This window comes from Microbacterium sp. ZW CA_36 (genome assembly GCF_044987475.1).
Classification (GTDB): domain Bacteria; phylum Actinomycetota; class Actinomycetes; order Actinomycetales; family Microbacteriaceae; genus Microbacterium.
Window position 1 is genome coordinate 1 of record NZ_JBJDRL010000042.1, and the last position, 12,193, is coordinate 12,193.

Genomic DNA, 12,193 nt, shown 5'->3' on the forward strand with positions numbered 1-12,193 from the left:
GTCGCCGGCGTCGGCACCCGAGGAGCCCTCGGCACCTGAGCCGCCGGCGACCGAGCCGCCTGCCCCGGAGGGCCCGAAGCAGTAGGCACTTCCGGCAGCCCCTCGTCGCACGGCGAGGGGCTGTCGTGCGCGTGAGGGCGCGGCCGCGCACGCTGTGGATGCGCCGGCGAGCTGGCGACGCCGACAGCGGCGAGCAGCATCCGCGAGCGGGGATAACGTGGACGTATGACCTCCACTGTTCCCCTGCGGCGCGTCGGCGCGTCCGGCCTGCTCGTCTCCGCTGTCGGCCTCGGCTGCAACAACTTCGGCCGCGAAGGCACGCGCACCGAGACCCTCGAGGGCACGCGCGCGGTGCTGGATGCCGCGATCGACGCGGGTGTGACGTTCCTCGACACGGCCGACATGTACGGCGGCGAGCCGGGTCAGTCCGAGACGCTCATGGGCGAGGCGCTCCGCGGGCGTCGCGATCAGGTGACGCTGGCCACCAAGTTCGGGCACCCCGGCCGCGACATGGGGTATCCGCCGTCGGGCGCCAAGGGCTCGCGGTCGTACGTGCGACGCGCGGTGGAGGCATCCCTCACGCGCCTGCAGACGGACTGGATCGATCTGTACCAGCTGCACGTGCCCGACAACGACACGCCCATCGAAGAGACGCTCGACGCACTGGCTGACCTGGTGCGCGAGGGGAAGGTGCGCTACATCGGGCACTCGAACTTCTCGGGGTGGCAGATCGCCGACGCGCACTTCACCGCCCTCATGCGCCACGGCGTGCCGTTCGTCTCGTCGCAGAACCAGTACAGCCTGCTCTCGCGCGGCGCCGAGCGGAACGTGCTGCGGGCCGTCGAGCGCTACCGCCTCGGCTTCTTCCCGTACTTCCCGCTGCACAACGGACTGCTCACCGGGAAGTTCACCCGGGATGCCGCGCCCGCCGACACGCGCATCATCCGGCAGCGCCGGCACATCTACGACGACGCGCCGTGGGACGCCCTCGAGGCCTTCCAGGCGTTCTGCGACGAGCGGGGCATCACCATGCTCGAGGCCACCTTCGGATGGCTGCTGTCGCACCCCGCGCTCTCGAGCGTCATCGCCGGTGCGACGACACCCGAGCAGGTCCGGGCGAACGCGGCGGCGGCATCGGCGTGGACGCCTTCGGGGGCCGATCTCGCGACCATCGACGGCCTGTTCCCACCGCCGGAGACCGCGGCCTGACGGCTGTCGCACACGCCCGAGGGCGAGTTCGCCCACGGCGTACGCCACGGCTTGTCGCCGCGGCGAGCGCAGGCGTAGCGTCACTTCTCGTGCGCGGTCCGCGGGAGCGGACGGGTTCCGCGCCGAAAGGACCGTCGTGCTCGGGAAGCTCCTGGTTCGGTATCTCAGCCCGGCATGGCCGCTCATCGTGGCCGTCGTCGTGTTCCAGCTCGCGCAGTCGATCGCGTCGCTGTGGCTGCCGACGCTCAACGCCGACATCATCGACAACGGCGTCGTGACCGGCGACATCCCCTACATCTGGTCGACCGGCGGCTTCATGCTGATCGTCAGCCTGGTGCAGGTCGTGTGCGCGATCATCGCGGTGTACTTCGGCTCGCGGCTGGCGATGGGGATGGGCCGCGACCTGCGCGGCGATCTCTTCCATCGCGTCGTCGCGTTCTCGCAGCGCGAGGTGGGGCAGTTCGGCGCGCCGTCGCTCATCACCCGCAACACCAACGACGTGCAGCAGGTGCAGATGCTCGTGCAGGTCTCGGCGACGCTGATGATCTCCGCGCCGATGCTCGCGGCCGGCGGCGTGATCCTGGCGGTCAGCCAGGACGTCGGCCTGTCGTGGCTGATGGCGGTGGCGATCCCGGTGCTGCTCATCATCGTCGGGCTGATCGTGTGGCGCATGGTGCCCGCGTTCACCCAGATGCAGAAGCGGATCGACCGCGTGAACCAGATCATGCGCGAGCAGCTCACCGGCATCCGCGTGGTGCGCGCGTTCGTGCGCGAGCGTCAGGAGCGTGCGCGTTTCGAGCGCGCCAGCGACGACGTCAAGGACACGGCGCTGCGCGCCGGCAACCTGATGGCCCTGATGTTCCCCGCCGTCATGCTGGTCATGAACCTCTCGAGCGTCGCGGTCATCTGGTTCGGCGCCTTCCAGGTGCAGAACAGCGGCGTGCAGATCGGCACGCTGTTCGCCTTCCTCACCTACCTGATGCAGATCCTCATGGGCGTCATGATGGCGACGTTCATGTTCGTCATGATCCCGCGTGCCGCCGTCTGCGCGAACCGCATCGGCGAGGTGCTCGAGGCCGAGCCCTCGGTGTCGGCACCGGCGGTGGCGGCATCGGCTCCCGCTCCCGAAGGACGGATCGAGTTCGACCACGTCGACTTCGCCTATCCGGGCGCCGAGGACGCGGTCCTGCACGATCTGACGTTCACGATCGAGCCCGGCACGACGACGGCGGTCATCGGCTCGACCGGTGCGGGCAAGACGACCCTGATCAGTCTCGTACCGCGCCTGTTCGACGTCACGGCGGGCAGCGTCCGCATCGACGGCGTCGATGTGCGCGACTACGACCCCGACGAGCTGTGGACGCGCGTCGGACTCGTGCCGCAGCGCGCCTTCCTGTTCTCGGGCACCATCGCGTCGAACCTGCGCTACGGCGACCATGACGCGACCGACGAGCAGCTGTGGAACGCGCTCGAGCTCGCCCAGGCGGCCGACTTCGTCCGGGCGATGCCCGACGGCCTCGAGGCGCAGATCGCTCAGGGCGGCTCGAACGTCTCGGGCGGGCAGCGGCAGCGGCTCGCGATAGCGCGAGCCCTCGTGAAACGCCCCGAGGCCTACATCTTCGACGACTCCTTCTCAGCCCTCGATCTGCGGACGGATGCCGAACTCCGGCGAGCGCTGGACACGCACCTGCCCGACGCGACCAGGCTCGTCGTCGCGCAGCGCGTGTCGACCATCCAGCACGCCGATCAGATCCTCGTGCTCGACCACGGACGCATCGTCGGCATCGGCCGGCACGACGACCTCGTCGAGACGTGCGACACGTACCGCGAGATCGTCGAATCCCAGCTCGCGGCGGAGGCGGCAGCATGAGCAGCGCGCAGAACTCTCGGCCGGCTCCGGTCGGGCCGCGCGGCGGTCCCTTCGGCGGCGCCGGCGCACCGGCGGCGAAGGCCGACAACTTCGGCCCGAGCGCCAAGCGTCTTCTCGGCACCCTGCGCTCGGAGATGCCGCGGCTCATCGTCGTGCTCGTGTTCAGCATCCTGTCGGTCACCCTGTCGGTGATCGGCCCGAAGCTGCTCGGCGAGGGCACCAACGTCGTCTTCGCCGGCTTCATCTCGCTGCAGGTGCCGGAGGGGGCGACCCAGCAGCAGGTGGTCGATCAGCTCGCGGCCTCGGGCAACCAGGACCAGGCGAACATGATCGCCGCGATGGACTTCGTCCCGGGCGCCGGCATCGACTTCGATCAGCTGGCGCGCATCCTCGCGCTCGTGCTCGCCGTCTACGTCTTCTCGAGCATCTTCGGATGGCTCCAGGCGCGCATCCTCAACGGGGTGGTGCAGCGCTCGATGCATCGCCTGCGCCTGCAGGTCGAAGACAAGGTGCACCGCCTGCCGCTGTCGTACTTCGACCGCGTGCAGCGCGGCGAGCTGCTCAGCCGCGTGACGAACGACGTCGACAACATCGGGCAGACGATGCAGCAGACGCTGTCGCAGGTCGTCATCTCGCTGCTGACCGTGATCGGCGTGCTGACGATGATGTTCATCATCTCGCCGCTGCTGGCCGTCATCGCCCTGGTCACGATCCCGCTGACGATCCTCATCACGGTGCTCGTCGCCCGACGCTCGCAGAAGCTCTTCGTGCAGCAGTGGAAGACGACCGGCGTGCTCAACGCCCGCGTCGAGGAGACGTTCTCGGGCCACTCGATCGTGAAGGTGTTCGGCCACCAGAAGGAGGTCGAGTCCGACTTCCGTACCGAGAACGAGGAGCTGTACCGCAACAGCTTCGGCGCGCAGTTCCTGTCGGGCGTGATCATGCCCGCCATGATGTTCATCGGCAACCTCGTGTACGTCGCGATCGCCGTCGTCGGCGGCCTGCAGGTGGCCGCAGGACTGCTGTCGATCGGCGACGTCCAGGCGTTCATCCAGTACTCGCGCCAGTTCACGCAGCCGCTCAGCCAGCTCGGCTCCATGGCGAACCTGCTGCAGTCCGGCGTCGCGAGCGCCGAGCGGGTGTTCGAACTGCTCGACGAAGACGAGCAGACGCCCGATGACGACCCCGCCGAGACGGCGCCCGAAGCGGCCAGCCGCCTCGAGTTCGAAGACGTCTCGTTCCGCTACGTCGCCGACAAGCCGCTCATCGACGGCCTGACTCTCGCCGCACGGCCGGGGAGCACGGTTGCGATCGTCGGCCCGACCGGTGCCGGCAAGACGACCCTCGTGAACCTCATCATGCGCTTCTACGACGTCGATTCGGGATCCATCACGCTCGACGGCGTCGACACCCGCCGCATGACGCGCGACGACCTGCGTGCGCGCACGGGCATGGTGCTGCAGGACACGTGGCTCTTCTCGGGCACCATCCGCGAGAACATCGCCTACGGACGCCCCGAGGCCTCGGAGGAGGAGATCGTCGCCGCGGCGACGGCCGCCTATGTCGACCGCTTCGTGCACGCGCTGCCCGAGGGCTACGACACGGTGCTCGACGACGAGGCGACGAGCCTGAGCGTGGGGGAGCGGCAGCTCATCACCATCGCGCGCGCGTTCCTGGCCGATCCGCGCATCCTCATCCTCGATGAGGCGACCTCGTCGGTCGACACCCGCACCGAGCTGCTGATCCAGCGTGCGATGTCGCGACTCCGCGAGGACCGCACGGCCTTCGTCATCGCCCACCGGCTCTCGACGATCCGGGATGCCGACCTCATCCTCGTGATGGAGGACGGCGCGATCGTCGAGCAGGGATCCCACAACGAGCTGCTGGCGGCGAAGGGCGCCTACTGGCGGCTGTACAACGCCCAGTTCGAAGGCGCGGCGGAAGATGAGGACCTGGTGCCGGTGTCGACCGTGCCTCTGGCGGCCCCGCCGACCACGGCGCAGATCGTGGTGGAAGCGCTCGCCGAGTCCGAGGACGCCGTGGAGTAACCCACTAGTATGTGAGGACGCGGGGCGAAGGGTCACCGTGCAGCGGACGGGGAGGACACGGCGTGCCGGAGCTTTCCACCGAGTCTCTCGCCGTTCCGGTGCCTGGCGGCGTGCTGGAGCTCTCGTGGGCCGCCGTGACCGACACCGGTCGCCGCCGCGAGGTGAACCAGGACGCGATGTTCGCCTCGTATCCGCTCTTCGTCGTCGCGGACGGCATGGGCGGACACGTCGGCGGTGAGATCGCCAGCGCGAGCACCATCGAACGCCTCCGCGCGGTCGCCGACACCGGCCATGTGTCGACGAAGACGATCGAGAAGGCGCTGGCGCGCGCGGTCAAGGACATCGCGTCGCACCCCGAGGCCACCGACGACGGCACCGGCACCACGGTCACCGGCGTGTTCCTCGACACGACGGGCGACGCGGCGCATTGGGTGACGCTCAACATCGGGGACTCGCGGGTGTACCTGCTGCGCGACGGCGCGATCGTGCAGATCACGACCGACCACTCGGTCGTGCAGGAGCTGGTCGCCGCCGGCCGCCTCAGCCCCGAAGAGGCCGAGAACCACCCCTACGGCAACGTCATCACACGCGCCGTCGGCCCGAGCGAGGGCGTCACGCCCGACTACGTCCGGCTGGACGTGGCGGAGGGGGATCGCTTCGTCATCTGCTCGGACGGGTTGACCAAAGAGCTGACCGACTACGGCATCCGTCACTTCCTCGACGAGAACGCGGATCCCGCCGACGCCGCATCGGCGATGCTCGAGGCCGCACTCGAGAACGGCGGGCGCGACAACATCACGGTCATCGTGCTCGACGTCGGCCATCCTGCGGAGGCTTCCTCCGACGATGGATCGTCGGACGACGACTCCTCCCCAGCGGGGGAGTGAGCCAGGGGATCCACAGATCCCCGTCCTCGTCGTCCACGACAGGCCCGTGCCCGATGGACTGGGTCCATGCGCTCGACCGCTCCCTCACCCCTCGATGCGGGCATCCTCCACGACGAGCCGCTGACCCTTCCCGCCGCGTGGCGCCCGCCCGCGCGTGCGCCGCTGCCCCTCGTGGCGGCGGTCGTGCCGGTCATCGGCGCCGTGGCGCTCTGGCTGGTCACCGGCTCGGTGTTCACGCTCTGGTTCGCGCTGCTCGGGCCGGTGATCGCGGCGGCGACCGTTCTCGATGCGCGCCGGGCAGCTCGGAAGGACGGCAGGCGCGCGTCCGCCGACGCCGCCCGCGCCCGAGACGAGGTCGCATCGGCGGTCGCCGCACGCCATGCGCATGAGCGCGCCCAGCTGTGGGGCCGGCATCCCGACGTCGCCCGCCTCGCCGCGCGCGACGACATCTGGCGGGGTGCTCGTGCCGCGTCGATCGTGGTCGGCACGGGCGAGCGCGCCAGCGTCGTGCGCGTGACCGGTGGCGACGGGGATCCGGATGCCGCAGAGCTGCGTCGTCGTGCGGCTCGGGTCGCCGGGGCGCCTGTCACCCTTCCTCTCGACGCGGGGATCGCGATCGTCGGGGGCGAAACGCTCGCCGCCGCGGTGCAGCGGTCGCTGGTGCTGCAGCTGTGCCTGATGCTGCCACCGGGCGACCTGCGCATCGTCGGCGCGCTCGGCGAGGGTCTCGACTGGATGGAGGCGCTGCCGCACCGCGGCGCGCGGAGCGGACTGGCGGTCGCTGCGATCGCTCCGGGCGAGCTGGTGCCGGCGGATGCGGACGTCGTGATCGCCAGATGCCGGCCCGGTGAGCCGCTGCCGCCGCGGTGCCAGGCCCTCCTGGTCGTCACCTCGCCCGCGTCCTCGAGCAGGGCGACGCCGGGCGAGGCGGTGCCGGTGGGGATCGAGGCTGTCGCGCGGGAGCAGGCGGAGGAGATCGCCCGCGACCTCACCGCCCGGGCCGAGCGCAGCCTCGGCCTGCAGCGCGACGGCGGCGAGCCCCTCGCGCTGGCGCCGCTGCTGGCAGCGGCGCCAGCGACGACGAGAGGACTCCCCGCGGCGATCGGCGTGGCCGGCGGTCAGACCGCTGTCGTCGACCTCGTTGCCGACGGGCCCCACGCCGTGGTCGCGGGCGTGACGGGCGCGGGCAAGAGCGAGCTGCTCATCACATGGATCCTCGCGCTGTGCGCGACGCGGACCACCGACGAGGTGACGTTCCTGCTCGCCGACTTCAAGGGCGGCACCGCCTTCGACGGCCTCGCCGGCGTGCCCCACGTCACCGGCGTGATCACCGATCTCGACGGCTCGGGCGCGCGGCGCGCCATCGAGAGCCTCCGCGCCGAACTCCGCCGCCGGGAGGCGGCCATCGCCGCAGCAGGGGCCCGTGATGTAGGGGATCCGCGCGTGCGGCTCCCGCGGCTCGTCGTGGTGGTCGACGAATTCGCCGCGCTGCTGGCGGATCATCCCGAACTTCACGGGCTCTTCGCCGACATCGCCGCCCGGGGCCGGGCCCTGGGCATCCACCTCATCCTGGGCACGCAGCGCGCCGCGGGCGTGATCCGCGACAACCTGCTCGCGAACTGCCCGCTGCGGGTCAGCCTGCGTGTGACCGATCCCGCCGACAGCCGGACGCTGCTCGGCACCGACGACGCGGCTCGGCTTCCCGGCGATGCCGCGGGCCGGGGAATCGCGTTCCTGCGTCGTGCGGGCGACACGGCGCCACAGCAGGTACGGATCGCGCTGTCGGGTGCCGACGACGTCGCGGCCGCTGCGCTGCGGACCGGGCACCGGCCACCCAGCCGCCCCTGGCTGCCGGAGCTGCCCGTGCGGTTGTCGATCGAGGAGCTCGCCGTCCGTGCGAGCGCCGAGCGCAGCGCGCCAGGCGCGGGAGTCGCGATCCTCGGGCTGGCGGACGAACCGGAGCGTCAGCGGCAGCCGGTGGTGGCCGTCGGCCCGGCCGACCGGGCGATCCTCGTGCTGGGCGGGCCGGGAAGCGGCGTCTCCAACGTCCTCGAGGTCATCGCGGCCCAGGCGCGGGAGTCGACCATCCGCGTGCCGGCGCATCCCGAGCTCATGTGGGACGCCGTCGCCGCCCTCCACGACGCGCTGCCACCGGCAGGCACTGCCGTGCTCATCGACGACCTCGACGCCGTGGCGCTGCGTCTGCCGCCGGAATACGCGCACGCCGTCCTCGAGCGTGTGGAGAGCCTCGTCCGCCGTGCCGCGGGCGCCGGGGTGCTCGTCGTGGCGGGTGCGCACCGCATGACCGGTCCGGTGTCGAGGGTCGCCGAGCTCTTCGCACGGCGACTCGTGCTGCCGTATCCCACTCGCGTCGACCATGCCGCGGCCGGCGGCGATCCGTCGGCGTTCGACCGCTCGGCCCCTCCCGGTCGGGGGCGTCTCGACGGGCGCGCGGTACAGGTCGCCCTGGCGCGGGCGACGTCGGCGGAGCCCCACCCGGCGGACGCGTGGTGGATGCCGACGGCGCGGCTCACCGGTGTCGTCGCCCGCCGGTCGCCGGCCGGCCGGCAGGCCCTCGCCGCCTGGGAGGACCACGGCGTGCGTGTGCGCGAGGTCGACGACCATGTGGACGATCCGGCCGCCGTGGCGGAAGGGCGTGTCGTGCTCGTGGGGGAGCCCGACGACTGGCAGCGGCACTGGCGGCTGCTGGCGGACGTGCGCGGCGACCACGACCTGGTGGTCGACACGTCGTGCGCACCCGAGCTGCGCGTGCTGGCCGGATTCCGCGGCGTGCCGCCGTACTGCGAGCCGGGATCCGGGCGTGCGTGGCTGATCTCGTCCGGAGCGGACCCCGTCCGCATTGTCCTTCCCGTCGGCGATGTCCGGCCGAACCGTCGGAGCGGTGTATTGACCGGCCCTTCCCGCACGCCATAGCGTCGCCCTGTGGCTACAACCCCGATCGATCTGCAACGGCCCGAGGGCAAAGGGCTCGCCGCCGGCACGCTGGGGCTGTGGGGCTCCACCGTCATCGGCCTCGCGTCCACCGCGCCGGTCTACTCCCTGGTGGCGACCCTCGGGTTCGTCGTCCTCGCGGTGGGGGCGCAGGCGCCCATCGCGTTCGTCATCGCCTTCATCCCGATGCTGTTCATCGCCTTCGCCTACCGCGAGCTCAACAACGACGTGCCCGACTGCGGCACGACGTTCACCTGGGGCACCAAGGCGTTCGGCCCGTGGGTGGGCTGGATGGGCGGGTGGGGCGTCGCCGTCGCCGGCATGGTCGTGCTCGCGAACCTCGCGCAGATCGCCGGCATCTACTTCTGGGCGCTGATCGACGGGATCGTGCGCAGCCCCGAGGACGCCCTGCTCTCGGACAACGTTCCGCTCGTCACGGCGACCGGCGTCGTGTTCATCGCGGCGATGACCTGGGTGAGCTGGCGCGGGGTCGAGATCGGCGAGCGGATCCAGAACATCCTGCTCGGCATCCAGTACCTCGCCCTGGCGATCTTCGTCGTCGCCGCGCTGTGGCACTTCTTCGCGGGCACCGCCCCCGACCCGACCCCGTTCGACTGGTCCTGGTTCAACCCGTTCGCATTCACCGAGTGGGGCGGCTTCGTCGAGTCGATCCTGCTCGCCCTCTTCATCTACTGGGGCTGGGACACCTGCCTCGCGCTCAACGAGGAGACCAAGGACCCCAAGCGCATCCCCGGCCGGGCGGCGCTGCTGACCACCGTCATCCTGCTGATCACCTACGTCGGGGTCACCGTCGCGGCGATGATGTATGCAGGGCTCGGCAGTGACGGAACGGGCCTGGGCAACGAGGCGAACGCCGACGACTTCTTCCTCGCCATCAAGGACGGGCTTCTCGGCCCACTCGGCTGGGTGCTGGTGGTCGCGGTCATGATCTCGGCGATCTCGTCGACGCAGACGACGATCCTGCCGACCGCCCGCGGCACGCTGGCGATGGCGGCGTACAAGGCGCTGCCCCGACGGTTCGCCTCGGTGCACCCGCGCTACAAGACGCCGTCGTTCTCCACCCTCGTCATGGGCATCGTCGCGTCCGTCTACTACGTCGGGATGACGCTGATCAGCGACAACATCCTGCAGGACTCCATCCTCTCGCTCGGGCTCGCCATCGCGTTCTACTACGCGATCACCGGGTACGCCTGCGTCTGGTACTTCCGCCGTGAGCTGTTCACGTCGGCGCGGAACTTCTTCTACCGGTTCCTGTTCCCGCTGCTGGGCGCGCTCATGCTCACGTACGCGTTCGTGCAGTCGGCGATCGACATGTACGACGTCGACTACGGCTACACCGTCCTCCTCGGCATCGGCGGCACCTTCGTCCTGGGCATCGGCGCCCTCGCATTCGGCGTGCTGCTCATGCTCCTGTGGTTCGCGTTCCCGCGCTCGAAGCCGTTCTTCCGCGGCGAGAGCCTCAACCGTGACACCGAGGTGCTCGTGCCCGAGGACCCCGCCGACTACTCCCGGTCGATCGACGGCGGCCTCGCCTGAGCATCGGTGCGGCCGCGCGGTGCTGCAGGGCGTCGACCGGATAGGACGTCGTCACCGCCCGAGGTGCGCTCCGCAGCCCACCTCGTACGCCTCCCGCAGCCACGACGCGACGGTCTCGTCGAACTCGCTCTCGTCGGCGAGGTGGAACTGGTGCACGAACAGGCGGCGGCCGTACGGCGAGACACCGAGGATCCGCGGGTCGGGTGGCAGTTCGCGCATGAGGTCGAAGTAGCCGCGCACGCCTTGGCGCACCGGCCGCGCGCCGGCGAACCCTCGCCGTGGTCCGCGGAACGTGATCGTCGTCTTCGCGACGGAATGCGTGACCGGGCCGAACGACGTGATGAGCTCGTCGATGCGGTGCCACAGACGCACGGCGTCGGGATCGGCGTCCCGCAGGTGGTCCGCCACCGTCCATTCGCGTTCGTCCGTCATGGCACCAGTGTCGCGTGGCGGACCGACATCCGCAGCCTCACGCACATGCGGGAAGGCCCGGGTGCCAAGGCACCCGGGCCTTCGATGGCCTGGTTCAGACCAGCGCGGCGTCCAGCGGTGCGAGCTCGAGATCGTGCGCGGTCGCGACGCCCGCGTTCACGATGCGCCCGCCCACCGTGTTGAGCCCCGCAGCGAGGGCAGGATCCGATCGGAGCGCCTGCTGCCAGCCGTGCCGGACGATCTGACGGATGTAGGGGAGCGTGGCGTTCGTGAGCGCCGAGGTCGACGTGTTCGGCACGGCCCCGGGCATATTCGCGACGCAGTAGAAGATACTCCCGTGGACCGGGAACGTCGGGTCGGCGTGCGTCGTCGGGTGCGTGTCCTCGAAGCAGCCGCCCTGGTCGACCGCGATGTCGACGAGCACCGAGCCGGGACGCATGCGCGCCACCATGTCGTTCGTGACGAGCTTCGGGGCTTTCGCGCCGGGAATCAGTACGGATCCGATGACGAGGTCCGACGAGACGACCGCGCGGTCGAGATCGAGCGGGTTGGACGCTGCCGTCTTCACGCGACCCTGGAAGTGGTCGTCGAGGTATCGGAGCCGCTGCACGTTGGTGTCGAAGACGGTGACGTCGGCACCCATGCCGACAGCGATCACTGCGGCGTTCGCGCCGGCGACACCGCCGCCGATCACGGTCACCGTCGCCGGTCGCGTGCCCGGCACGCCCGACATCAACAGGCCCAGTCCACCAGCGGACCGCATCAGAGTGGCGGCGCCGACGGTCGGCGCGAGCCGGCCCGCGACCTCGCTCATGGGCGCGAGAAGCGGGAGCCCACCGCCCGGAAGCTGCACGGTCTCGTAGGCGATCGCCGTCACGCCGTCCGCCACCAGGCGCTCGGTCAGGGGGCGGTCGGCCGCCAGATGCAGGTACGTGAAGAGCACGAGGCCGTCGCGGAAGTAGCCGTACTCGCTCGCGATGGGTTCCTTCACCTTCAGGAGCAGCTCGGCGCGCGCCCACACCTCCGCAGCATCGTCGAGCAGCACCGCCCCGGCGGCCTCGTACTCGGCATCCGGCATCGACGAACCCTCGCCCGCGCCGCGCTGCACGAACACCTCATGGCCGGACGCCACGAGATCGTGCACTCCTGCAGGAGTGAGGGCGACCCGGTACTCGTTGTTCTTCACCTCGGTGGGGACGCTGATCCGCATCGTGTGATCCTTTCCGCTCCGCCATTGG

At 70.6% G+C, this 12,193-nt stretch carries 8 protein-coding genes; 6 read left to right on the forward strand and 2 right to left on the reverse strand.

The window, feature by feature from the left end; all coding sequences use genetic code 11:
- Positions 1-225: 225 nt before the first annotated feature.
- The 6 genes from ACI3KX_RS15680 (at position 226) to ACI3KX_RS15705 (ending at position 10,523) form a co-directional block, all read left to right on the forward strand.
- A complete protein-coding gene (locus ACI3KX_RS15680; protein WP_363357776.1) occupies positions 226-1,209 on the forward strand; it encodes an aldo/keto reductase in 984 nt (327 codons plus the stop codon).
- 136 nt (positions 1,210-1,345) lie between these two features.
- The gene (locus ACI3KX_RS15685; protein ID WP_404910307.1) at positions 1,346-3,079 is read left to right on the forward strand and encodes an ABC transporter ATP-binding protein; all 1,734 of its coding nucleotides are present in this window, start codon (positions 1,346-1,348) and stop codon (positions 3,077-3,079) included.
- Positions 3,076-5,127, forward strand: a complete 2,052-nt coding sequence (locus ACI3KX_RS15690; protein ID WP_404910308.1) for an ABC transporter ATP-binding protein — start codon at positions 3,076-3,078, stop codon at positions 5,125-5,127. The genes ACI3KX_RS15685 and ACI3KX_RS15690 overlap by 4 nt, the downstream gene beginning before the upstream one ends.
- 62 nt (positions 5,128-5,189) lie before the next feature.
- Entirely contained in the window at positions 5,190-6,014 is an 825-nt protein-coding gene (locus ACI3KX_RS15695) for a PP2C family protein-serine/threonine phosphatase (protein ID WP_404910309.1), read from the forward strand.
- A 66-nt stretch (positions 6,015-6,080) separates the two neighbouring features.
- Complete coding sequence (locus ACI3KX_RS15700) at positions 6,081-8,948, forward strand: FtsK/SpoIIIE domain-containing protein (protein ID WP_404910310.1); 2,868 nt, start codon at positions 6,081-6,083, stop codon at positions 8,946-8,948.
- Between the two features lie 9 nt (positions 8,949-8,957).
- Entirely contained in the window at positions 8,958-10,523 is a 1,566-nt protein-coding gene (locus tag ACI3KX_RS15705; RefSeq protein WP_349426953.1) for an APC family permease, read from the forward strand.
- Between the two features lie 51 nt (positions 10,524-10,574).
- On the opposite strand, the gene ACI3KX_RS15710 is transcribed toward ACI3KX_RS15705, so the two are convergent.
- Together ACI3KX_RS15710 and ald are read right to left on the reverse strand one after the other, a co-directional pair.
- Positions 10,575-10,955: a DUF5655 domain-containing protein gene (locus tag ACI3KX_RS15710; RefSeq protein ID WP_363357771.1), complete on the reverse strand. Its 381-nt coding sequence runs from the start codon at positions 10,953-10,955 to the stop codon at positions 10,575-10,577.
- 94 nt (positions 10,956-11,049) lie between these two features.
- Positions 11,050-12,165, reverse strand: coding sequence for an alanine dehydrogenase (ald, locus tag ACI3KX_RS15715; RefSeq protein WP_363357770.1), 1,116 nt, complete (start codon positions 12,163-12,165; stop codon positions 11,050-11,052).
- Positions 12,166-12,193 lie beyond the last annotated feature (28 nt).